General features: G+C 37.0%; 29 protein-coding genes. 18 read left to right on the top strand and 11 right to left on the bottom strand.

Annotated elements, in window-relative coordinates:
* Positions 1 to 63: 63 nt before the first annotated feature.
* The 3 genes from MM236_RS02200 to MM236_RS02190 all read left to right on the top strand — a co-directional run bounded on the left by MM236_RS02200 (position 64) and on the right by MM236_RS02190 (position 2053).
* A complete protein-coding gene (locus tag MM236_RS02200) occupies positions 64 to 885 on the top strand; it encodes a hypothetical protein (protein ID WP_241273296.1) in 822 nt (273 codons plus the stop codon).
* A 67-nt stretch (positions 886 to 952) separates the two neighbouring features.
* Entirely contained in the window at positions 953 to 1150 is a 198-nt protein-coding gene (locus tag MM236_RS02195; RefSeq protein ID WP_241273295.1) for a hypothetical protein, read from the top strand.
* Between the two features lie 639 nt (positions 1151 to 1789).
* Positions 1790 to 2053, top strand: a complete 264-nt coding sequence (locus MM236_RS02190; RefSeq protein ID WP_241273294.1) for a DUF1016 N-terminal domain-containing protein — start codon at positions 1790 to 1792, stop codon at positions 2051 to 2053.
* A gap of 606 nt (positions 2054 to 2659) precedes the next feature.
* Here the strand turns inward: MM236_RS02190 and MM236_RS02185 are convergent.
* The 11 genes from MM236_RS02185 to MM236_RS02135 form a co-directional block, all read right to left on the bottom strand.
* Complete coding sequence (locus tag MM236_RS02185; protein ID WP_241273293.1) at positions 2660 to 3130, bottom strand: hypothetical protein; 471 nt, start codon at positions 3128 to 3130, stop codon at positions 2660 to 2662.
* The gene (locus MM236_RS02180; protein ID WP_241273292.1) at positions 3120 to 3569 is read right to left on the bottom strand and encodes a hypothetical protein; all 450 of its coding nucleotides are present in this window, start codon (positions 3567 to 3569) and stop codon (positions 3120 to 3122) included. The genes MM236_RS02185 and MM236_RS02180 overlap by 11 nt, the downstream gene beginning before the upstream one ends.
* 227 nt (positions 3570 to 3796) lie before the next feature.
* On the bottom strand, positions 3797 to 4096 hold the full coding sequence (locus tag MM236_RS02175) for a hypothetical protein (protein ID WP_241273291.1): 300 nt from the start codon (positions 4094 to 4096) through the stop codon (positions 3797 to 3799).
* A gap of 296 nt (positions 4097 to 4392) precedes the next feature.
* On the bottom strand, positions 4393 to 4593 hold the full coding sequence (locus MM236_RS02170; protein ID WP_241273290.1) for a hypothetical protein: 201 nt from the start codon (positions 4591 to 4593) through the stop codon (positions 4393 to 4395).
* 96 nt (positions 4594 to 4689) lie between these two features.
* A complete protein-coding gene (locus MM236_RS02165) occupies positions 4690 to 5115 on the bottom strand; it encodes a hypothetical protein (RefSeq protein WP_241273289.1) in 426 nt (141 codons plus the stop codon).
* An 11-nt stretch (positions 5116 to 5126) separates the two neighbouring features.
* The gene (locus MM236_RS02160) at positions 5127 to 5657 is read right to left on the bottom strand and encodes a hypothetical protein (RefSeq protein ID WP_241273288.1); all 531 of its coding nucleotides are present in this window, start codon (positions 5655 to 5657) and stop codon (positions 5127 to 5129) included.
* Positions 5658 to 5712: 55 nt separating this feature from the next.
* Positions 5713 to 6186 (bottom strand): hypothetical protein, encoded by a 474-nt coding sequence (locus tag MM236_RS02155; protein ID WP_241273287.1) that lies wholly within the window; start codon positions 6184 to 6186, stop codon positions 5713 to 5715.
* Between the two features lie 525 nt (positions 6187 to 6711).
* Entirely contained in the window at positions 6712 to 7086 is a 375-nt protein-coding gene (locus MM236_RS02150) for a hypothetical protein (RefSeq protein ID WP_241273286.1), read from the bottom strand.
* A gap of 235 nt (positions 7087 to 7321) precedes the next feature.
* Positions 7322 to 7720, bottom strand: a complete 399-nt coding sequence (locus tag MM236_RS02145) for a DUF3997 domain-containing protein (protein ID WP_241273285.1) — start codon at positions 7718 to 7720, stop codon at positions 7322 to 7324.
* 173 nt (positions 7721 to 7893) lie between these two features.
* Positions 7894 to 8157: a hypothetical protein gene (locus MM236_RS02140; protein ID WP_241273284.1), complete on the bottom strand. Its 264-nt coding sequence runs from the start codon at positions 8155 to 8157 to the stop codon at positions 7894 to 7896.
* 109 nt (positions 8158 to 8266) lie between these two features.
* The gene (locus MM236_RS02135) at positions 8267 to 8737 is read right to left on the bottom strand and encodes a JAB domain-containing protein (protein WP_241273283.1); all 471 of its coding nucleotides are present in this window, start codon (positions 8735 to 8737) and stop codon (positions 8267 to 8269) included.
* A gap of 723 nt (positions 8738 to 9460) precedes the next feature.
* Here MM236_RS02135 and MM236_RS02130 point away from each other — a divergent pair.
* The 15 genes from MM236_RS02130 to MM236_RS02060 all read left to right on the top strand — a co-directional run bounded on the left by MM236_RS02130 (position 9461) and on the right by MM236_RS02060 (position 23811).
* On the top strand, positions 9461 to 9682 hold the full coding sequence (locus tag MM236_RS02130; protein WP_241273282.1) for a hypothetical protein: 222 nt from the start codon (positions 9461 to 9463) through the stop codon (positions 9680 to 9682).
* A gap of 112 nt (positions 9683 to 9794) precedes the next feature.
* On the top strand, positions 9795 to 10190 hold the full coding sequence (locus MM236_RS02125; protein WP_241273281.1) for a plasmid mobilization protein: 396 nt from the start codon (positions 9795 to 9797) through the stop codon (positions 10188 to 10190).
* A complete protein-coding gene (locus MM236_RS02120) occupies positions 10175 to 11500 on the top strand; it encodes a relaxase/mobilization nuclease domain-containing protein (RefSeq protein ID WP_241273280.1) in 1326 nt (441 codons plus the stop codon). Before MM236_RS02125 ends, MM236_RS02120 begins: the two co-directional genes overlap by 16 nt.
* 5 nt (positions 11501 to 11505) lie before the next feature.
* Positions 11506 to 13491: a conjugal transfer protein MobC gene (gene mobC, locus MM236_RS02115; protein WP_241273279.1), complete on the top strand. Its 1986-nt coding sequence runs from the start codon at positions 11506 to 11508 to the stop codon at positions 13489 to 13491.
* A 427-nt stretch (positions 13492 to 13918) separates the two neighbouring features.
* Positions 13919 to 14536: a TetR/AcrR family transcriptional regulator gene (locus MM236_RS02110; protein ID WP_241273278.1), complete on the top strand. Its 618-nt coding sequence runs from the start codon at positions 13919 to 13921 to the stop codon at positions 14534 to 14536.
* A 63-nt stretch (positions 14537 to 14599) separates the two neighbouring features.
* Positions 14600 to 15943, top strand: a complete 1344-nt coding sequence (locus MM236_RS02105; RefSeq protein WP_241273277.1) for a TolC family protein — start codon at positions 14600 to 14602, stop codon at positions 15941 to 15943.
* Between the two features lie 2 nt (positions 15944 to 15945).
* A complete protein-coding gene (locus MM236_RS02100) occupies positions 15946 to 17001 on the top strand; it encodes an efflux RND transporter periplasmic adaptor subunit (RefSeq protein ID WP_241273276.1) in 1056 nt (351 codons plus the stop codon).
* Positions 16998 to 20045 carry an efflux RND transporter permease subunit gene (locus MM236_RS02095; RefSeq protein WP_241273275.1) on the top strand — a complete coding sequence of 1016 codons (3048 nt, stop codon included), beginning with the start codon at positions 16998 to 17000 and terminating at the stop codon, positions 20043 to 20045. The genes MM236_RS02100 and MM236_RS02095 overlap by 4 nt, the downstream gene beginning before the upstream one ends.
* Before the next feature lie 11 nt (positions 20046 to 20056).
* Entirely contained in the window at positions 20057 to 20488 is a 432-nt protein-coding gene (locus MM236_RS02090; RefSeq protein WP_241273274.1) for a DUF2147 domain-containing protein, read from the top strand.
* A gap of 19 nt (positions 20489 to 20507) precedes the next feature.
* Positions 20508 to 21287 (top strand): SDR family NAD(P)-dependent oxidoreductase, encoded by a 780-nt coding sequence (locus MM236_RS02085; RefSeq protein ID WP_241273273.1) that lies wholly within the window; start codon positions 20508 to 20510, stop codon positions 21285 to 21287.
* On the top strand, positions 21203 to 22087 hold the full coding sequence (locus tag MM236_RS02080; RefSeq protein WP_241273272.1) for a hypothetical protein: 885 nt from the start codon (positions 21203 to 21205) through the stop codon (positions 22085 to 22087). The genes MM236_RS02085 and MM236_RS02080 overlap by 85 nt, the downstream gene beginning before the upstream one ends.
* A 9-nt stretch (positions 22088 to 22096) precedes the next feature.
* Positions 22097 to 22714 (top strand): SRPBCC domain-containing protein, encoded by a 618-nt coding sequence (locus MM236_RS02075; protein ID WP_241273271.1) that lies wholly within the window; start codon positions 22097 to 22099, stop codon positions 22712 to 22714.
* Complete coding sequence (locus MM236_RS02070; protein ID WP_241273270.1) at positions 22714 to 22983, top strand: hypothetical protein; 270 nt, start codon at positions 22714 to 22716, stop codon at positions 22981 to 22983. The genes MM236_RS02075 and MM236_RS02070 overlap by 1 nt, the downstream gene beginning before the upstream one ends.
* Before the next feature lie 276 nt (positions 22984 to 23259).
* On the top strand, positions 23260 to 23424 hold the full coding sequence (locus MM236_RS02065; protein ID WP_255742288.1) for a patatin-like phospholipase family protein: 165 nt from the start codon (positions 23260 to 23262) through the stop codon (positions 23422 to 23424).
* Between the two features lie 153 nt (positions 23425 to 23577).
* Complete coding sequence (locus MM236_RS02060; protein ID WP_241273268.1) at positions 23578 to 23811, top strand: acyl carrier protein; 234 nt, start codon at positions 23578 to 23580, stop codon at positions 23809 to 23811.
* Positions 23812 to 24016: the final 205 nt, after the last annotated feature.

The following is a 24016-nucleotide window of genomic DNA, read 5'->3' as shown; positions in this document are numbered from 1 at the left end:
TGCTATAGTCATCTCTTCTCAAACTCTATTAACTCAAATTTACTGACATATGAATACATTATCATGAGTCTTAGCAACCTAAAATATAGAATTTGTTTAGTCCTTCTTTTTTCTTTGTATTTCCTTGACTGCAAAGCACAAGAAGAAAGCAACAAATCGACTTATTTCGGGGGTTCATTTGGTTTAACCAATAACGGTATTGCACTTTTGCCGACATTTTCTCTCAATAAACCTGCAGGCTTTTTGATGTTGAATGTTGGCAATCGGTTTACATTTGAACCCGAATTTCATTTCTCATTGGAAGGAAAGCCATGGACGATATTGCTTTGGGGAAGATACAAGCTACTTCAAGGAGAAAAGTTTAAGTTGAATGTTGGAGCTCACCCCGGACTTTTGTTTCAACCGCAAATGCTATCTATCAATGGAGCACCGCCATCTGAAGTCATTACAACTGAACGTTATCTTGCCGGAGAATTGGTTCCCAATTATTTTTTCACTCCAAATACCAGCATAGGCCTATATTACCTTAATGGGAATGGTTTTGCGGAAAGTTCATCCAAAAGAATGCACTTCCTAACCCTGAATGCAAATTTCAGAAAAATCAATTTGTCAGAAAATTATTATCTCCGATTCAATCCCCAAATATACTACCTCAACATAGACAAAACTGAAGGCCTTTTCACTTCATCTATAATTGCATTGACAAGAAATGATTTTCCTGTTGCCATTCAGATGTTGACTAATAAATCTTTTAAAACTGATTTTCCCGACACTTCGGACTGGATGTTTAGCTTTAGTTTGATCTATTCCTTTGGGAAGAATTACAACCCTGCTTCCAACGTAATCTCCCAACTTGGCCCTATTCCCTCTCTAAATATCCAATGACTCAAAATCCTATCATATTATAATTTCAACAAAAAAATATCTTAAGACTATAGGTACTCTTTTCTTAATGGCGCTTGTATTTTCAGCATGTACGGAAGAACCAATATTAGAGCCTTTGGAATCGAATCCAAAAGAAAAAATAGGTCTAGATGAAGAAGAAACAATGGGAATAATTTCTCAACTTCTTTCGGAGCATGGGATAGAATTAGAAGAAAACAAAGCTTGCAACTATAGCGTATATGACTATCCGCTTTCTTGCACGTAGCCAAACAATGGGTTGTTGGATGAACGATTTGTGGTTCTGTTGACTGTGAGCTGTTGTCTGCTGACGAGTATCCGCAACTTATAAAGGTACTTCTTACCCTACGTGCAACATTGCGGATACTCATAATAGCGTATTGAAATATCCGAACAAAAAAACGGCAGGTAACATTTGGCCCTCCGGAGAAAACCCTTTGATATCAATCCCTATCTGTAAGCCCTGATTGATGAGAAATCTGGGATTTTAATGGATATTGAGAAAGTTGTTTATTGGAATCTCCCGATACGGGACAGGCTATGAATGCTTCGTATTTGCCTAGTGGCTGTTGAATGATATCCGTAGAGTAAAATGTTTGATAAGGTGGGATAGTTGGCTGATTTGTAGGTTTTTGAAAGTTGTTGTTTTAGTTTTTGGTTGTATATAGGAGATTTTGCTTTGATTTGGGAATGACATCCACCACCCATTGCTTTGGGATTTAATTTTTCAGCGTGTCTTGGGTCTAACCCTTGATTTATTAAATTCTTAACAAAGATCAAGAAGATTCTGGACTTGGGTTTGAAAGGTTTTTGAATTGAAAGTAGTGTTTAGTTAAGAGGGTAAAAAACAAATCGATAAATTGGAATTGACCAATCTAGACTCAAAATGTCTCAGATTTCTGACAATGCTATTTCCGAAACATCGTTTCGGAATTTTGATTTAAGTTGGTCTCACTACTTGAAAATCATTCGAATTGATGATGAAAACCAGCTTAAATTCTATGAAATTGAATCAGACAATAACAATTGGAGTGTTAGGAAATTGCAACGTCACGACAAGGACAATCAGACGATATTCAAGCTTATCGACAAGATGCTCACCAACAAAAAAATAAAAGACTTCTTCCAGAAAAATGTAGCTGCACTGTAAGCAAAAACTATGACTTGGCGGTTTTTTTAATAAATAGCTCTAACTATTAGGATGTCAACCATATAATCAGCTCCCTTATGAACATTATAAATCCCCCGGTCATTATCGAATAGATAGTCACGTTTCTTCTAATCTTATATTCGGAATTAAATTTATGAATACCTACCTTATCCCTCCTGATGATACGAAAGTAGAGATATACACCTAAAATGAAAATTAATAACCCTATAAAAATCATCATTCTTTATCCTCAGCTTATTTTTTGTTTGCTCTAATATTATAAGTTCATCATATATGATAGGGTTCTTATCTAAGTCCCTCGCATTCATAATCTTCAGAACATCCTTTTCTAAACTCCAGTTTGTAGGAGGGTGAAATAAATAGAAATAGCCTATTGAATCTTTAAAATACCAAATATTACCCATGCTTGATTCTTGCCAAAGACCTTTCATGTCCTCAGGGTTTTTACTTATTTTTCCTAGACAATTAGTTAAAAATAATATCCATAATTAAATCGCCCAATTTTTCATTTTTTAAGTTGACATAATACATGTTATTGGTACGACGGGGTAAGCTTTTCAAATGAAGTTGTATCATTTTTTTGCATCATCTAGATTTTTCACTTAAAAGGTAAATCCCGATCTCCTTTAATCTTTTCAGCACTCTGGACTTAAAGAATTGAAAATTAGCAATCATAATTATATAAACAAATAATGGCAGACATGTGAAAAATACTTTTAAAGCAGGATCATCTACATATAACGCTACGACTATAAAACAAGCAAAGCTCATTGCCAGTTGCAAGACAAATACTAGAAGAAGTATATTTGAAAGTCTAAATCTAACCTTTACATTCCTTTCCTCTGCTTCTAATCCTGATAAAACTAAACCAATTCTCATAACCTGAATTTGCATAAGATTATAGGAGAAGACAATCTGCGATGCATGTGATTTCAACAATGAAAATCTGAATAGATTTGATATTTTGTCATTAAACAAATTCTCCTCAATATCTTTTAGGGTTAGAGTTGTACTGGTATTGAATCGAAATGTTGTCCAAAATAAATTATTTCTCATCTCTAAGATTTTTAGGACAACCAATATCCATCAGGAACTCTCCAGCAAGTACCCCTTTTCTATAAACTTTCATCTTTTTTATATTTAATGGCTTATATAAACTATCTCCTTTTTGAACAAAATCCCAAAGTCCACTATTGTCCCTCAATATTTCATATTTCTGAAGTTTATTTATAGAGTCCAAGTAGATAATAGTTTGTTCATCCCTATTCCATTCCAACTTTTTCTTGGAATCGACAATCCCTTTAACTTCTTGATTAGCTATGTCTTCTGCAACTTTACAATAGTTACATCCTGAAAGTTGAATGGTTATGTAAACCAGCAGGATTTGCCAGTATTCTTTTTTATTATTTAACATAACAAATGCTCCAAATATAATAAGTACGAACCAAGACAGCTCTTCATCTGTATCCACCATCATCACAGTATAAACCTGCATCCCGAACTAACACCAAAAAGCTCAATTTAAGCTTTTTCTAAATTCGATTTTCCATAGCCAAATGCTGTGAACTAAACTGATCCTGAGTATCCACCTCAAACGATTCCAATACGCGTTGTTATCTGAACAGTTTCTACCAAATGCTACATTCTTAATAAACGCTGCTCTATCAAAAACAAGTTATACTCTGTTTTGAGTGAAATTAAATACCTGTGCACTTTTGATTTTCAATAGTATATAATCTCCACATCAGAGTATCTTATTAAGTCATCTTCGGCAATTATAGAAACATATAGGCAGCCAGCATATTCATTTTTTATCTGCTCTTGGATACTTTCTTTGTCAAGAAATACCCCCACCGCCCTTGATGAAAAAACCACTTTTTGACTATCCTTTTTGATCAAATTTGCTGTCCTCAAACTCTTTGCATTTTCTATGGAATCGTTTTTTTTATCGAATTTAAGATTTCTATGATGGCTCTTTATTTTGTCTTCTGACCATGGTCTGATTTCCTTAATCTTTGACATTTCAGGGATCGAGTCTTTATGTACACAATAAAAAATGTTATAACTTGACTTATTCAAGACAATTAGTTCTTGCTGAACCTCACATTTACACCCAAAAAGGAGTGAGATGAAAACTAAGATTATTTGGATTCTCATTTTTCCAATAATTTATATGCAGAACAGGGATCATGATGATTCTTAAAAACCAAAGAAAAACTAGACAGAAATCTAGTTTCTAAATATGGGACGAAACAACGATACCAATATAAATCAAACTTTCTCAAAAAACTTAAAACAGCTAATAATTTAGTATTTCCTTAAGTCCAATAGACTTTTTTATTGTTATTCCATTGGTAATTCAGGTAGGGGGGAGGGGCGTCTCTATTGTTGTCTTTTTTACTCAAAATACCTTCAAGGCCACCTGTTTCATAACCTGTATTCGCCATCCTTGCAGTCATGCCACCATCCGCTCCAAAGCCAGCCGGATTTCCTCCTGTCAACCGCATCAATACAGCCATTACTGCAGGGTTAGTTTTTGCATCGTTTAAGTCTATTTATTTACCTTAATCGCTAAATGCTCTATTAACTAAACCGCTTTTTTGGAAAAGGAGACTTTAAGGATAGGTTATTGTCCAGTTCATGTCTTCTAAATCTTTCAAAGTGAGATCATACCTTCTCAAGATCAAATATTCATCAACTATCCGATCCCAAGATACCCGCTCTATCGTATCTCGAGAAAATAAATAGAGCATCAAAATATCATCTTGATAATCATTTAAAATTCCTTTATAGGAACCTGGGAATGTTGCTGAACTGTTAGGCCCTATTATTCTGGAATTTGTATTTTCAAGTGTTAAATTAAAAGGGAAATTGGATAATAATGTATCTTTTGGTGAATTAAACTGATCAAAAAAAATGATTTTTTTATCAGAATTATTCATAATAATTAGCTTAGAGTCAGGTTCAATAAAACTTTCAGGACAACCAGCACATAAGAAAATTATTGAGATAAGAGAAAGTGGAAACACATATTTTTTCATAGCTATTAAATTTATTTGTTAAACAAAAATCCAAAAAGACCTAATCCTCCATTAAATAACATATTAATTGGTACATCTGACCAGTGAAAACGACTTTTTATTGGATTACCTCTAGTATTAAAACCTTCATTTCTCGGATTACGATAAGGGCTACTTGTTCTATCATTGACAAACGAATTTCTATCAAAATGATTAATGCTTCCTGAGAAATACCCACTTGACTCTGTTCCAAATTTTTCATCAAAATAATTTGCTACTAATTTACTTGCATTTGCCTCGTACCATCTTGTGCTATGCAAATTGACTTTGAACAATTTATCTACTAGATAAAAATCAGTAACACTCGGTAATCCTACAAATGGCAGGTATAGAGGTCCCATTCTTTGGCTCTGCAAATAATGCCCATATTCATGAACAAATAAATGATCTTTAAAATCAGGTTTGAATCCATTAGGCCCAATAAGATAAGAACATAATGAAAATGCTCCACCACTCAAATTAGTATCTAATACAGTAGCCCCTTTCCCAAGCTTGTTTATCAACAAGTTGACTTGTCTCAGAAGAACGCCTCAAATTCCGTCATCAACTTTCTGAAGCCTATTCACTCGGAAACATCTTTATCCCGTCTATTTGATCATTGGGAGGATAATAGACCTTCCAATCCAATCGTTCTAAATCTTGATAGCTTAAATCGTAGCGAACCAATATCTTATAATCGCTTCTGATAGTTCCCCAATCGTACAAAGCCAAAGTATCTGGATGAAATATAAATACTGACAATGTATCGGATGGGATTCCAGAGAAAAGATCTCTTCCAGTCATGTTGAAATCTAGGTAAGAAGAGCTTTTGGATTTGGAGACACTAAATGGTGGAGATAACCTTAAAGGCAAAATTGTATCGGGATAAATCAACCCTTCGGGTTTGTAAATAGTTGTGAAGTATTGGATATCGTGATTTGAATCATTAATTGTCCCAATTGAAATTCTGGGAAAGAGGTCCTCACAACTTGACATTAAAAAGAACATTACGATTACGAACATTCTCGAAATAGTATTTTTAATGTTTTTCATTTTAACTATCTTTTAAGGTTTTCATTTTTGACATCTAATGTAGAAAACAGGATTCATTCAACATATCAATCTTTTCATTCCTTAGTGAATTTTTTTATTTTAATCGGAAAAGGTCACTTAAAACTAAATATCTAACTTTAACTACTCCTCCAATTGAAAAATCATGTAAAGTATATATACCAATTAAAATCCCATCAACCTTGTCCTTGGTTATTTAAGGGTATGTCACCACCCAATTCAACTCATTTAGATCTTCAACAGTGTAAGTCCTCCTTTCTAATGCACTTTGATTAAATTTAATTGAATCACAATCAGGAAAATTATCCTTGAAGCTTTCGTCAAAGAAATAAAAAACCACCGCTCCTTGGTATCCCTCATTTTTACCATTGGTTTGCTTCACCTAACACTATTACAACCAATTGTTCTTCGGATAAAATGTGAAACCAATTGTTTTTGATAAAACCGTTGGTTGTGAATTGGCAATGCTATGTAAATAGTTATTTTAGTAAAATTTGTTTTGGCAATTTAACGCGCTCTGAATCGTAAAGTCAGGCTATCCCCCTGGGTATTTTTGTCAGGCAGATATTTGAAAAACATCTTTGAACTATACCATTCAGTTTCGTAAACTTGATTTACATTGTCTTCCAACTCAATTTTATGAAACCTTTCAGCGCCATTTTCAAATTGCAAGATGGCTTTTCCATTTAAATTGCCTGTTATCTTTACTTCTACTCCGTTTACAGTACCTTCTTTTTCAAAATCCAATGTATCCAATGTAGGCTTTGAAAGTTCATGGATTACAAATACGTTATAATCATCCTTTTTTGAGCAAGAAAACAATCCTATAAAAGCTATTAATAAACAAATCTTAATATCTACAATTTTTTGTTTTATGATCATTATTTTTTTAGAATTTAATGGGCTGTTCTTGTGGGGTTATGGTGTTTTCTAATCTATGAACTTTTCATACTATTTTCATCAGATGTAACCAGTTTATTATCTCCATTAACAATAAGAAAATTATTACCAGAAATTACATCTAGTATTACACCTTTCATTCCTCCGATAAGGCTTTTGTTTAAGCCATTTATTTTTTAAAGCTTCGTGACTTTGCTGATACCTCTTCGCTCAAATTCTATTTTAGGTCATTGAATATAAGTGAATGCATAGCTTCTTCTTTAAGTCCTAGTTCTATAATCCTCTTTGAATATACATCTTTAGTTAGAGGCCCATCCACATATTCACTGGCTCTTTCGTTTCCAAACTCAATTTTTTTGATTATATAATAATCCACCCTATCTCTTTCAATATCAGTAACATTGATACCTTTGGATGGATGTCTTTTTGCTAAAATAAACTCTTCATTCCAATATGCCTCAAAAACTGTTTGATCTATCAAGCCTTCGTTAATTTCCGAATACCCAAAACCAATACTCATGGTAACCGGGGAATTGACTGCCCGAAGAAAATAATATTCTCCAATTTGTTTTTGGTAAGAATAATCACAGCCAAAAAGGAAGGTGGAAAAAATCAAACAATTTAGTAGTAAAACCAATGTTTTCCTGATGTAAACCCTGAGTTTGTTTATTGTTTTAGAAATCACTTTGAAATTTTAAAGGGCCAGTATTCAGCGATAATTTACAATGATTTTAACAACAAATTACCTTTGAGAAAAAAGTGTTAGCCAAATCCAGGGAATATTTATTTCTACCAACCTATTTCCCGAAATTTATCCATCAATTTTTGATATTTTTCTCCTTCATGATTTAAATTGTAATACAGATCAAATCCTTCCAAAACATATTTTTCTTGGATTGTTTGCGACATAACCTCAGCACCCTCATCACTAATTGACAAAAGAAAGCTACCATCACTGACCTTTTGCCATTGCGCTTTATTATTAAAGCTTTGAAGTATGGAATTAACAATATCAAATTCCTTTTTTTCTAAAATGATTCTGTTTGTTTCCAAAGTGTATAGCTGTTTTGAAAGTTAAGGCATTTATAAAAATAGGGAATTTCGAGGATAAAAACTTTATCCTCCCATAAAACACACTTTAAGAAACGACCAAAAAGAGAGGTCATATCAACCCCTCGTCTGCAAATGAATAGTAGCTTTCTTCTGTCAGGATTATATGATCTAAGACAGTTATGTCAAAGAGTTTACAGGCCTCTTTGACCTTTCCTGTCAACCTTCTGTCCTGCTCAGAACTTTTGAGGTTTCCACTCGGATGGTTATGTGAAAGTATCAAGCCGGCACAGTTCCCTTTGATCGCAGCTGCCATCAACAGTTTGATATCTACGGTTACACAGCTTGTGCCACCTTTTGCAATGTTGCAGATCCCGATCACCTTGTTGCACCTGCTTACCAGCATCACCTTGAATTCCTCTAAAAACCCAAGGTTATCTTCTTCCCAGTTTTCACGAAGCAACCTGCTTGCATCCTGTGAACTGTTGATTTTAGGCATTAATGAAGGTTTTACCTTGTGGCTGTAGGAAAGTTTGATTTCTGCCACCTGATTGTCTTGAAAATTTCTGATTACAGTTTCCATAACATGTTCATTTAAGTTTTGAATTTGATTATGGTGCGGCATCAGCCTTTTTGCCAATCAAGACCAAGAGGCAAAGGAATAAATGAGGGACTAGGAGGGAGGGCATGTGTTTATGCCGGAAGCTCTTGGGCGCTACAGCAGGCAAAAGGCTAAATTTGTACTGTAATGGAATTTCAAAAAATAATGATTTTGATTTTTGTTTAATTGTCAGTATTTAAGGGGATTTCAAATACTTTGGGAAAATTGGATTAGAGCGAAAAATATAGGGGTAGAAGGCCTTGAAAATCAACTTTCTAGTATCAACCTCGATCCCTTTTCATTTAAAACCATACAAAAAGTGAAACATTTACAAACATCAGATTTTACTATAGGTGCAATCTTTATTGTTTTTTTCCTTGATTTGGGTGTTTGCTTACAAAATGTTTTAAACTTGGATACGCCATTTTAAAGTCGTCAGCCTATCATGGATCGTTTTTATTATCAGTAGAATTTAGTTTTCATCTGAGTTATCCCAAGTTGGAAAGTTAAATACTTTTTTAAATGTCAAGTTTCTGAACTGTAAAACTTGACATTTTGATAGTTCTCAACTTTCTGTTTTAGGCCGTTTTGCCAAACGCCAAAATCATTTTTGGAAAAGGATTTTTCTCACACCTTCAGTGGCAATACTGATAAATTTCATTTCCTGTTTCCAAAATTTATATCCAACCAAACTAAAACAAGACCATGGAAGCGGTAAGTATGAAAACCCAATTTGAAAATATCATCAATGTCTATCCAGCGATTGGACAAATCCAGTTATTCTTTTATGAAAGAAAAGTACCATTAGAGGAGGTAGAACTGTTTTTTTACTTCCATGAATCAGTAGGGTGGAGAACAGACAGCGGAGTACCAATTTTAGACTGGAAACCTTTTGCCAAACAGTGGATAGGAAACCTTGGATACTGATGGTTTGAAGTGGATTCTAATTAAAGCAAAATCTTAGAAACCTGTATAGCCAAAGCCTCAACTCAGTTCGAGATGACAGTTAAAGACCTTAAATCACAAACACAAATACATAATGCCTGAAGACAAAATCAACAACCTGACCCGAAGGGTAGAAAGCAGAATTTCAGAAACCAAGTTCCAAGAATTGCTGACAATACTTTCCCAGTCCCAAAACCAGACGATGAGTAGCCTTATCAGGGATATATTATGCAAACAGAAACTGGTGGTTACCACCTACGACAAAAGTCTTGATGTGTTTCTTGAAAAACTTTCCCTGATCCACCAGGAAATCAATGCCATCGGTGTCAACGCCAATCAGGTAGTAAGGGTATTTCACAAAACAGGAGACCTTTCAAAAAAATTGGCTTTGGCTAAGAAGTTAGCAAACAACCTCAACGAAGTGTTAAAGAAACAGGAACAGCTCAAAAATATAGTTAGCCCACTTCTGGACAAATGGTTGCGAAAATAACCACAGGCAAAGAAATCAGGGGTTTGATTCTCTACAATGAATCAAAGGTACAAAACAGGAATGCTGCCCTGATCCATGGACAGGGGTTTCTGGGAAGTATCCAGAAATTGTCTTCCAATGAAAAACTGGCAAGATTCCAAAAGCGCTTTGCACTCAACAAAAGGGTGAAAACAAATACGCTGCATATTTCCCTTAATTTTTCAAACAAAGATCAGCTTGATGATGGATTGTTGAGCTTCATCGCAAAAGACTATATGGATAGGATCGGCTTTGGAAAACAGCCGTTTCAGGTTTATAGGCACGATGATACAGTCCATCCCCATATCCATATTGTTTCCACCAATATTGATCAAAATGGGAAAAGACTGGAAACCAATAACCTGGGAAAGGGGGCCTCAGAAAAAGCCCGAAGGGAAATTGAGGAAAGCCTTGGGCTTGTAAGGGCAGAAAGCCAAAAAAAGGATTATTTGATTTACAGACCACTGGAGAAAGCCCAATACGGCAAAGCTGAGACAAAAGCTTTGGTAGGAAATATTGTAACGGAGGTCTTGCGCAGTTACCATTTTGAATCCTTTACGGAGTTCAATGCGGCATTGGCCCAGTTCAATATATCTGCTTCTAAAGTAAATGCTTCCGGAAAGGAATTTCATGGAAATGGATTGGTGTATTCCATTTCAGACAAACAAGGCAAGCCTGTGAGTGTCCCAATCAAATCCAGCAGCCTTTACAACAAACCAACCTATTCTAAAATATTGAAAAAAGCATCATTCTATAAGGGCAAGGTTGACAGAGCCAAAGTAAAAGCCAAAGAAGATTTGATTTATAGGATCATTGAAGTACAAAAATCGGTGGGCTTAGAAGTTGGTGAAAAAGGCAAACTTGATTTGTTTTTGGAAAACCTGAGAAGAAAAGGGATATACCTTCACTTGGTTTTCAACAAAAATGGAAGGCTCTATGGCTGCACTTATGTGGACAATATTGAAAGAAGGGTCTATAAAGGATCTGTCTTGGGGAAAGCTTTTGGTGCAAATGGAATAACAAAAGCTTTGGCTCTGACTGACAATGATAAGCCAAAAAATGAATTGCTTATCCAAAAGACCAAATGTGAAGAAACCGTAAGCAAAACAGAGAAGGCTAATTCTGAAGAGGATCTTGGAGGTAAAGCTGACACCAACCTAAAACCTTTTGGCCTATCGGAGATGGTTGGCTTTTTCAGGGATATTTTGACTCCCGATTATGGCTCCACACATGGCAATGACCCAGGGAATTTGAAAAAGAAACAGAAGAAAAAAAGAAAAGACAGACAATAGCGGATATGGCAACAGGTGAAAATGCAGAAGCATTGAGAAAAATACTTGACCTTACAAGAAAGATAGGTTTCGGGATTTTGTTGTTCCATTTCTATTGGGAGTGTAAACTAGTCGTCAAAAACTGGAAACTGGATATCAATCTAATGGATCAATTTGTCAATAAATTGGCTAAGACTGGTCTGTTTGCCGAGTTTTGGCTTTCAAAGGCATTGGCATTGCTTTTATTGCTTATTTCAATTTTGGGGGTAAAGGGTAAGAAATCCTTGAAAATTGGTCTGTTGCCTGTTTTGGCTATAGGTATTTTTGGTTTGACATGCTATTGGCTTTCGGGATTGTTGTTTAAAAGTGGGGGAGAGCCATTGTTCTTGGAGTATGGTTATATAAGCCTTACTCTCTTTGGTTATTTATTGACTTTGAGTTCCGGGACACTTATGACCAGGATCATATGGAATAGGGACCAAACGGATATTTTCAACAAACTCAATGAAACATTTCCCCAAGAGGAAAGAAAGCTTGAAAATGAATATGCAGTCAACCTTCCCGCAGTCTATAAGCTTGGAAATAAAGTCCGCAAAAGTTGGATTAACTTTATTAATCCATTTAGAGCTATTTTGGTAGTAGGGACTCCTGGATCAGGAAAAAGTTATTTTGTGATCAGACACATCATTACCCAGCATATAGCCAAAGGTTTTTCGATGTTTATCTATGACTTCAAATATGATGACCTCTCCAAAATAGCCTATAATGCATTGCTCAATAATAAGTCAGCTTACAAGACTGTTCCGAAGTTCTATGCCATCAACTTTGACAATCTAGAAAATAGCCACAGGTGCAATCCCCTAGAGCCAAGCACCATGCTCGACATTACGGATGCATCTGAATCTTCAAGGACAATCATGATGGGACTGAATAGGGAATGGATCAAAAAACAGGGGGATTTTTTTGTGGAATCACCCATCAACTTTTTGACTGCAGTGATCTGGTTTTTGAAAAAATACAGGGATGGAAAATATTGTACTCTTCCCCATGTGATTGAACTGATGCAGGTGGAATACGACAAGTTATTTTCCGTGCTCAGGACAGAGCCGGAAATAGAAGTTTTGATCAACCCCTTTGTATCGGCATATCTGCAAGGGGCAGCCGAACAGTTGGAAGGACAGATTGCAAGTGCCAAGATAACCATGGCAAGGTTGGCCTCCCCGCAACTCTATTATGTACTTTCAAAATCTGAATTTACCCTTGATATCAACAATCCCGATGAGCCAAAGATAGTCTGCATGGGAAACAATCCACAGAAGCAACAGGTCTATGGGGCGGTATTGTCTCTTTACATTTCCAGGATTACAAAAATTGTAAACAGGAAAAACCAATTGAAATCAAGCTTGGTATTTGATGAATTTCCCACCATCTATTTCAATGGCATTGACAGCCTGATAGCCACAGCAAGGGGGAATAAGGTGGCTACCACCTTGGGGGTGCAAGACTACAGCCAACTGAAAAAGGATTATGGCAGGGAACAGGCCGAAGTGATCATGAATACGGTTGGCAATATCATCTCGGGCCAGGTGTTGGGAGATACTGCCAAGCAGCTTTCCGACAGGTTTGGAAAGATCATGCAGGCAAGACAAAGCCATTCGATCAACAGCAATGATACTTCGGTCAGCCATTCTCACCAAATGGATTTGGCCGTGCCACCTTCAACGATATCAACCCTTTCATCTGGTGAGTTCGTTGGAATAGTGGCCGATAACCCCGATCAGGAAATCACCCTGAAACGCTTCCATGCAAAGATCATCAATGACCATGAAGGCATTGCCAATGAAGAAAAACAATATAGGGATATCAAAAAAGTACGTGATTTGGAAGTGTCGGAAGTAATGGAAAACTACCAAAGGGTAAAATCCGAAATATCCCAACTCGTGGACAAGGAACTAGAAAGGATGATGGACAGTCCCGGGTTGGCAGGATTGATTATTCGGGGGAGGGCATGATTGAAAAAATTAGGTACATAATTAGTTTTTCGTCTGGGTGTTTTATTTGGATTATATCTTCATTTTTGGTAACCGCCCTTATTTAATTGATTTCAAAACTATTAATGAATGTTTTAAATTTTTTAATTAGCGATAAAGTCATTCACGAAGATTTCAAAGAAGTATTCCAAAGATAAATTTTATGTTTTTTAAACGACTCAAAGGAGAAGATTTGTTGAAAACATAAAGTTTCGTAGAAATTTTTTTATCTTTTATCTAAAGCTGCTTGGGTAAAGTAAGTTCTTCTGTGAAACTCTATTCCAAAATTTCAACAATTCTTATTTGACTCATTAATAAAGTTTCTTTTAATTATTTTTGAAAAAAAAAGAAACTTATTTGATAATTTGAACACTGTTCATTATGTTTGTATTGTTCATTAAATAAGATCATGGGAATAGCCGATAGAAAAGCAAAGGAAAAAGAAGAATTAAAGGCACTGATTTTAGGTTCAGCAAAAAAACTTTTTGCTGAAAAAGGAATAGAAGAGACTACCATCCGAAGCATAGCCAAAGAAATAGACTATAGTGTTGGAACGGTGTATGTTTATTACAAGGACAAAACCGAAATCTTGCATGACTTACATCAACAAGGATTTACTCAACTTGGTAGTGAGATGCGTGCTTTGTTTTATGTGTCTGATCCAATGGAACGCCTGAAAGCTTTAGGAAGGATTTATATGAAATTTGCATTAGAAAATACTCAAATGTATGATTTGATGTTTAATATGAAAGCTCCAATGGAGTTTATCAAGGCTAATGAGGAGAATCATTGGAAGGAAGGGAATGATACGTTTGGAGCGCTGCGTAAAACAGTAAAAGAATGTATTGATCATGGATATTTCAAAGGGCATCAGCTGGAACCACTTTCCTTTGTTATCTGGGGGAGCGTCCACGGAATGTGCTCTTTATATATTCGTGAGCGTGTAAAAGCTGCTACTGGACAAGAGCCTGATGAATTGATGAACAGTGCCTATGAGGATTTAATGCTTATGTTAAGTAGAAAGTAATTTTTTTTGCTTAATTAATGAACAATGTTCAAATATAAAACATAATTCAAATTTTAATATAAAATGAAAACCTATTTGTGTACTCTGTTGATTTTGTTGTCGCTTACTGCTCAAAGTCAAACCCATCTAGATACATACATCCAAGAAGGACTCGAAAACAATCAAATGATTAAACAACAGGAATTTGCCTTGGAAAAAAGTATGTATGCTTTAAAGGAAGCTCAATCTATGTTCTTACCGAAGGTCATGTTCCAATCAGACTATTTTTTGGCTGGAGGAGGGCGAACTGTTGATTTTCCGGCTGGTGATATTCTCAACCCCGTATATGCTACACTTAATCAGTTAACTCAGAATAATAATTTTCCTATGGTGGAAAATCAACGTATTCTGCTCAATCCTAATAATTTCTATGATGTAAAAGTCCGAACAACCCTACCTATTATTAACGCTGAGATTGCCTATAACCGTAGGATTAAATCTAACCAAGTTACCATGCAACAGCTGGAGATTTTAGTTTATCAAAGGGAGTTGGTAAAGGATATAAAAAGTGCTTATTACAATTTTCTTAAAACTCTTGAGGCTATTAGGATTTACGAGTCTGCAATTGAGTTAGTTACTGAAAGTAAACGAGTAAATGAAGTATTGTTTAATAATGGTATTGTAAATAAGACTGTATTGCTTCGTGCAGAAAACGAATTGATTAAGTTTCAAAGCCAATATTTTGCTTCGGTTCAGCAATCTGAGAATGCTAAGGCTTATTTCAATTTTTTACTCAATAAAAACCTTATCGATGATATTGAAATAGACGATATCTTTTTAATTCAAAAAGCAGACTACGTTGATGAAAGGAGTTACGATCAAAGGGAAGAACTTATTCAGCTAAATCTTTCAACTCAAATTAACCAACAACAATTAAAGCTTTCCAAAGCATATCTTATTCCATCTGTTGGTGCATTTCTTGATCTTGGTTCTCAAGCATTTGATTGGGAATATAATAGTCAGTCCCGTTATTACTTTTTTGGAGTATCACTTCAATGGAACATTTTCTCCGGAGGCCTAAATAGATATGTTAACAAGCAGGCTCAAATGGATAAGAATATCACCATCTCAAAAATTGATCAGGTCTCTGAACAGCTTCGCATGCAACTGCTAATTAGTCAGAACAATTATGAAGCTTCCCAAAGTGATCTTGAAGGAGCAAATAAGCAAATGCTTAGTGCTGAACGTGCTTATAGGGATTCAATGAAGCTATACAAAGAAGCTCAAATCTTATTTATTGAACTTTTGGATGCTCAAAATCAATGGGTTTCAGCTCAACTTCAACAGAGTATCTCACTATATGATTGCTATATCAAAGCTACAGAAATCGAACGTGCGAGCGCCTCCTTTAACCTTAAATATAATTAAACATGGAAAATAAATTATCAATCATAGCCTTGGTTTGTCTAATGACATTTGCTGCATGCAACAAAGAAAAAGAAGCCAAAGATAATAACACCGCTTCTGAGGTCATAGCTGTCAGTTTAGTGCCTGTTTCAGAAGTAACAGATGAGGCCTACATCAGTGGCAGTGGCCTGTTGAGCACAGAAAATGAAATGCGCCAAGCTTTTAAGATTGGAGGCATCATCGACCGAATTTATGTCAATGAAGGCCAAAGTTTCAAAAAAGGTCAATTGCTAGCCACTCTCAAACTCACTGAAATAGAATCAGGCTATACTCAAGCTGATTTGGGCCTTGCAAAAGCCCAAAGAGACTATTCCCGGGTAGAAAATCTCTATGCAGACAGTGTTGCCACGCTGGAACAGTTGCAAAACAGTCAGACTGCACTTGAGCTTGCGAAGCAAAAACTTGCATCTGTGGCATTTGACAAAAAGTACGCATTTATATATGCTGAAAAGCCCGGTTTTGTGGTGAAAAAGCTAGCCAACGAAGGAGAGGTGATTGCTGGAGGAGCTCCAGTTTTGGCAAGCAGCGAGAATGGAAATAAAAGTTGGGAACTTAAAATCGGCCTTTCTGATAAAGAATGGGCAAAAGTAGCCATTGGAAATAAAGCCAAAGTCATGCTGGAAGCATTTCCAGAGATCTGGTGGGAAGCCCAAGTTTTCAGAAAATCAGGAGCAGCAGACTTGGGAACAGGCTCTTTTCAGGTTGAGCTCAAGTTGGACAACCTGACTGAATCAGCCGCGATAGGGATGTTTGGTAAAGCCATCATTCAAACCGGGCACCAGCAAAAATCCAAGCTTATTCCTTATGAAGCATTGATAGAGGCAGATGGGAAGCAGGCTTATGTGTTTGTCCCGAATGGTAAAAACAAGGTCAAAAAACAGCCTGTGCTTATTGAGAGCTTTTCTGAAACCGGAGTAAGCATCAGTGAAGGCCTAGAGGGAGTAAGCGAAATCATCTTGGGCAATTCCGCTTTTCTCAATGAATTTTCCACCATCCAATTCATCAATAAACAGCCATGAACCTAACAGATTTTTCAGTAAAGAATTACCAATTTACCTTGGTGATGTTTGTGATGGTAGCGGTCATTGGACTGGTGACCCTATTGACCATGCCTAGGGCAGAGGATCCGCAGATTAATCCTCCAACTTATCCCATTGTGGTGGTTTATCCCGGTACAAGCACACAAGATATGGAGGAGCTGGTGGTGAAGCCAATCGAAAATAAAATATACGAACTAGAGAATATTGATAAAATCGTGACAGCCATAGAAGATGGGTTGGCTGTTATAAGGGTGGAATTCAAGTATGGGGTAGGTGTGGATGATAAGTACCAGGAAGTGGTACGGGAAATAAATTCATTGCGAAATGAACTACCGGAAGATATTTTTTCGATTGAAATCCGAAAAGTGGATCCAAGTGATGTAAATATCCTTCAAGTGGCTTTGGTGAGTGAAAATGCCTCTTACCGTCAACTGAAGAAACAAGCAGAAGATCTTCAGGATCAGTTGGAAAAAGTAGTGGACTTGAAAAAGGTAAAACTATCGGGTGTTCCTGATGAAGAGGTAAGGATTGATTTGAAACTGGACCGCATTGCTGCATTTCAGATACCACTAAATGTGGTTTTGGGAAGTATTCAAAGTGAAGCTGTCAATATTCCCGGAGGAAGTCTCACTGCAGGAAACAAAACCTTCAATGTAAAGACTAGTGGGAAGTTTTCAAGCCTTGAAGAAATTGAAAACACTGTCATCAGCAATGCCAATGGCAAAATTATCCTGTTGAAGGAAGTAGCAGAAGTTGATTTCAAATACGAAGAAGAGAAACATATTACCCGTCTCAATGGGAAAAGGGTTGTCTTGGTGAATGCCGCCCAAAAGGTGGGGAGTAATATTTCCAGCACACAAGCAAAGTATGAACCCATTATCACAGCATTTGAAAACAGTCTTCCCGAAAACATCAAGCTTTATAAGCATTTCGACCAAGCTGAGAATGTTTCCAGACGCTTATCTGGATTAGGACTTGATTTCATTATTGCTATTGTGCTGGTATTATTTACTTTATCCCCATTGGGTATTCGTGCTTCTTTGGTAGTGATGTTGGCTATCCCGCTTTCTCTGGCTTTAGGTTTGGTCGGTTTGAATGCCTTTGATATTTCTCTGAATCAGCTGAGTATTGTTGGACTGGTCGTGTCTCTGGGTCTGTTGGTGGATGACAGTATCGTGGTGGTGGAAAATATCGAGCGATGGCTGAGGGATGGGTTTACCAGGAAAGAAGCAGCGATAAAGGCCACCAAGCAGATCACTTTGCCGGTAATAGCCACCACAGCAACTTTGATAATAGCCTTCCTACCCTTGGTTTTTTTGCCCGGTGGACCAGGTGAATTTGTCCGTGGACTTCCACTGGCGGTCATTTGCAGTGTCTTGGCTTCTACGGTAGTCTCGCTCACTATAGTGCCATTTATTGCAAGCAGGTTTTTAAAAGAACATGAAAATCCCGAAGGCAATATTTTCCTCCGTGCATTGAAAAAAGTAATTGGAGCTACTTATGCAAAAGTGATGAAAGTGGCCTTGAAGAATCCCGTAAAAACACTGGCTTTTTCATTCCTTTTATTTGGTGGATCCTTGTTGCTTTTCCCTGTTATTGGTTTCAAACTTTTTCCAACTTCTGAAAAGCCCATTTTTCTTGTCAATGTAAAAATGCCTTTACAGACCAGCCTGCATGAAAGCAACCGCATTACCCGAATGGTAGAAGATAGTCTTCAGCAAAATGATCTGATCAGGTACTTCTCAACCAATGTAGGAAAGGGAAATCCCCAGATTTATTACAATGTACCACAGCAAGAAGAGAAGTTTGATTTTGCCCAAATCTTCATTCAAATGGATCCTAATGCCAAACCTGTGTTGAAAAACAAATTGATCAACCAGCTTAGAAATCAGTTTGCCGCCTTTCCTTATGCCAAGATTGAAGTTCAGGATTTTGAACAGGGTCCTCCGATTGAAGCACCAATTTCCATCCGGGTGTTTGGAGAAAATCTCGACAGTCTGCGCAAGTTGTCTTTTGAGGTGGAGAGGATTCTATCCGCTAGCGATGGTGCATTATACATTAACAATGAATTGAATACACTCAAAACTGATTTAAAAATCAACATCAACAAAGAAAAAGCAAGAACACTGGGTGTATTTACCGCAGATATTGACAGGACTGTTCGATTGGCTGTGGCAGGACTCACCATGGGCACTTACACCAATGAAATTGGGGATGATTTTGATATTGTAGTCACTTCACCTAAGGGGAAATACAGGGCTTTGGATGCATTGGAAAATTTGTATGTAAACAATGCCCAGGGGACAGCCATCCCGCTGAAGCAGTTGGCAAGCATTGACTTTGAAACTTCGCCAACTACTATCAATCACTTCAACAAAAACCGATTTGTAAAAGTAACTTCCTCTACCCAAAAAGGAGTATTGGCCAATGATGTATTGGCAGAGGTAGTTCCTCAGTTGGATGCTATGGAAATGCCATCGGGATACTTTTACAAATTGTCTGGTGAGGCAGAAAGTGAAGATGATGCATTTGGAGGCGGTTTTATTACCGTGATTTTAATTACAGTATTTCTTTTTGTGGCAGTATTGATCCTGCAATTTAAAACCTTCAAAGGTCTTTTGATTGTGCTTTCGGTAATTCCACTAGGTGTCATTGGAGGCGTGAGTTTGCTCTGGTTGACCGGAAACCCGATGTCATTTATCGCAATCATAGGATTCATTGGCTTGGCAGGTATAGAAGTTAAAAATTCCATACTGTTGGTTGACTTCACCAATCAACTGCGCAAAGAAGGAGTGGCTTTACAGACTGCAATTGAGCAGGCGGGAGAACTTCGGTTCCTTCCTGTAGTCCTCACTTCTTTGACTGCCATAGGAGGACTTCTTCCACTTGCCCTAAACCCTAACCCACAAATATCACCATTGGCAATAGTCCTGATCGGAGGGCTGATCAGTTCCACCATCCTTTCGAGGATTGTGACACCCGTAATGTACAAGTTAATTCCACCAAAAATCGAAACACTTTAACCCTATCAAATATGCTGAAATCACATGCAATACTATTGATGCTATACTTCTTTCCTGTGCATGGCATTCAAGCTCAAGGACAATCCCCCTCAAATGATGTTGTTGGAGAATGGAAAAATGAAAAAGGCGATGCCAAATTCAAAATTTACCGAAAAGGAGATATGTTTTACGGAGATATTATTTGGGGGACCGGTGGTCCGACCAAGGACGTTAACAATCCTGACCCAGCAAAGAAAAACCGAGATCTGGTAGGATTGACTATTCTGAATGATTTCAAGTTCGAAAACAAGAACCTTTGGTCTTCCGGTACCATTTACGAACCCAAAGATGGGAAGACTTATTCCTGTAAAATGACCCTTAAAAAACCAAATCAACTTGAAGTGAGGGGCTTTGTAGGCGTTTCCCTTTTCGGAAGGTCCGAAACATGGACAAGAATTGACTAATTACTTAAACAATAAAGAAATGAAGGAATATATTTTAATCACTGGAGCATCTTCTGGCATAGGCTATGAAATGGCTCAGCTCTTGGCTGCTAAAAAATTCAATTTGATACTAGTTGCAAGAAGCAAACATATACTGCAGAAAATGCAGGTGGAATTATCGAGTAAATATAGCATAGATATAAAATATTTTCAGGTTGATCTATCCGATGTTCAAGCAACCCTGGAATTTTATCAGTTAACCAAAGTCCATGAATTAAAGGTGAGCCATTTGGTCAATAATGCAGGATTTGGAGACTATGGAAGTTTCTTAGAAACTTCCATAGAAAAAGAGTTGGATATGGTTCACCTGAATATCAGTAGCCTGATGATACTTACCAAGCTTTTTGCTCGAGACATGGCTGAGATGAAATCCGGTCGGATCATGAACGTAGCCTCGTTGCTGTCTTTTTTACCTTTGCCTTATTATTCGGTCTATTCTGCCACCAAGGCATTTGTTTTGGCATTCTCAGAAACCATAGCTACAGAACTGGAGGATTCTGGAGTTATTGTTACGGCATTATGTCCTGGGACAGTTGAAACGCCCTTTCATACCCAAGAAATGCGGAAAACCAACGCCATGAATACAAATAAGCCAATGCCAGCAAAAGATGTTGCTGAGGCTGGTGTGAAATTATTACTTCATGGGAAAGGAAAGAAGGTTGTTGGCTTCAATAATTGGTTTATATCCAATTTGCCAAGGGTCACGCCTTCGGTTATCATGATGAAGATCAAGAAAAATTTGGCCAGTCCAAAGTCGTGATGGCTATGCTTGGTTTTGTCTTTGAAATGAAAGAAAGGAACGCAACGCTCTTTTATTTTGGTCTCTTGTGTTTACTACTCTCTTTGGTCTTTTTGGCTATGACCAGGGTTTCCAATGTACAGGTGTACCAGGTCAATGCCTGGTACAAACCTTTCAAGTTTGCTTTCTCTACCTTCTTGTTCGCTTGGGCAATGGCTTGGTATTGTTACTATCTGACAGATTTCAACATAAGCGTTTTTAATTGGTCGGTCATCCTTTTATTGGGATTTGAAATCGCTTATATCGCCTTTATGGCAGGACAGGGAAAAATTTCCCACTACAACGTCAGTAGTCCATTTTACTCCATGATGTTTTCCCTGATGGCACTGGCCGCTACCATGGTCACGATCTATACCGCTTTTGTGGGGCTGCTCTTCTTTAGTCAGGCCTTTCCAAATTTGCCCAACTACTATTTGTGGGGTATACGCTTGGGGATTTTTATTTTTGTGATTTTCTCTTTTCAGGGTTTCTTGATGGGAGGACGTTTGAGTCATACCGTTGGTCTGAGCAATGACAATTCCACCCTATTTATTGTTGGTTGGAGCAGGTTAGTGGGTGACCTCAGAATTGCCCACTTTATTGGGATGCATGCTTTACAGGTTTTGCCCATTCTAGCATTTTATGTCTTGAAGAATACAAAGCTGACACTTGTGGTGGGTTTGTTATATGCGGCTTTGGCAGCCTTCACTTTATATCAGGCACTTCAGGGTAGACCGCTTTTCCCTGAATCCAAATCTAAAATCTATTCATCCAATCTTTAAAAATCAATTATGAAAACTTACTTATCAATACTTCTTATCATGCTTAATTTCAGTGTGGTAAATGCTCAAATCAGCAGTAAAAAATTTAATCCTGAAACCAATTTGATTGAATGGCCGAAACAATTCAATCCAGAAAAGTCGGATTTCTATGTATACAACGAAATCGAAATCAATACAGCACCAGACGTGGTTTGGAAGCTTTTGATCGAGGCAAGTGATTGGAGTAAATGGTATAACAATATCCAAAATATCCAATTTGAAAATCCTCAACAGCGTAATCTTTCTGCTCAGGCCAAAGTCTTTTGGAAGTCGATGGGGCAAGAGCTTAATAACACTGTCACGCAGTTTGAGCCTAACAAAGCATTGGCCTGGCAGTTTGATGAACCTAAAATCCAAGGATATCATGCATGGCTGATTATTCCAACTGAGAATGGTTGTAAGGTTGTCACCGTTGAATCTCAAACGGGAAGATTGGCCAGGTTACAAAAAGTCTTTTTGCCGAACAAGTTAAGGAAGCAGCATGATGAATGGTTAGTGAAACTTAAAGAGCAAGCAGAAAATCCTACCAAAGGTCTTTCTATGATACTCCAAATTCCCAACAATCATCTGAGAAAAACTGTTGAGTGATGTACAAACGTGTCTTCATAAGCTTTTCATTGGTTTATTTTCTAATGGCATTTTTGCTATTGTTCAAAGGTGGGTTTTGGATTGTTCCTTCAGGTTTCCTAGCACAACCTGGGGAGAATTTCTTTCTTCCTTTTATGATGATTCAGATGGGTTTTATGTATCTGATATCCAGTACTGTCACTTCAATTATATACCAAGTGAGAATAATGTTGGTAGTTTTCCTGATGTCCTTTTTCCTTATGATGCGTGAAATTATAGATTTTATCTAAGTGCATTCGGAGTTTAGCTTTCGACCTCTGACTTTTCTGGGTATAGGACAGGCCTTAATTTCATTCGCTTTTTTACTGAAAGTTATGAATAGGGATTATTTATAAAATGGAGCTTACCCTTATATTTAATGGTGTTAATTTACTGATATTCAGATATTTGATTATGATATAATTATTGCATTTTACTTACTGTAGTAAAACCTTGAATTATGTTGCTTATGATAGTCCTAAAGCTATGGTTAAGTTACTGAAATTTATCCCAAGCCAGAAGTTGCATTGCTCTTTGGAAGTGGTGGACCCCGATGCTATGCGCATATTGGTATACATAAAGTGTTAGAAAGAAATCAGGTTCCAGTTGACTTGGTAGTAGGTTCTAGTTTAGGTTCTATGGTAGTGGCATTTTGGGCTGGAGGCTATGCGGAAAAAGAAGGTGAAAAGTAAGCAGCTAGAACGATAGAAAAACTTCTAGAAGCGATGAATTCAAAGCTAAAAATTTTGATTAAAAGTCCTTGGGAAAAGCTGGGAGAACCAATATGGTCTCCTAGTCCCGAGGCACAAAGTAAGATCATTGGCGAATAAGTTAAACTTAACAACATGAATAATTTCAATCTATTAAAAAAAATAACCCATGTATTCCATCAATATGGGATTAACCTGACAGGGAAGAAAAAGTTTGACGACCTATATGAGGTTCATAAAATGGACCAGGTGTTTGTGTTGGGGCTGATTTACGAATTAGAGCTTGTAGCATTGAAGAATATTGAAGATAAGGATGCTTATGTAGTAAAAGCACCCGTGCAGATTATTGAGTTGCTAATGACCAGGTGACTATTTTTTAATGATTGGACTAAATTGGGAAATGTGTTTCAGGTTGATGTGATTTTCTTGATGCTGGTCCTCCCTCTTTCCAAAATTGATTGTAAAAATCAAGTGGGTTTCTTGTCAATAATCTTGACAAAGCTACTTGTGATAAGGATTTAAGCAAGTATCAATTAATAAGCTTCGAAGCAATGAAAAACCTGCTCTATTTCCT

This window comes from Belliella calami, from assembly GCF_022549695.1.
Taxonomy (GTDB): domain Bacteria; phylum Bacteroidota; class Bacteroidia; order Cytophagales; family Cyclobacteriaceae; genus Belliella; species Belliella calami.
This window is presented reverse-complemented; position numbering and strand designations above follow the sequence as displayed.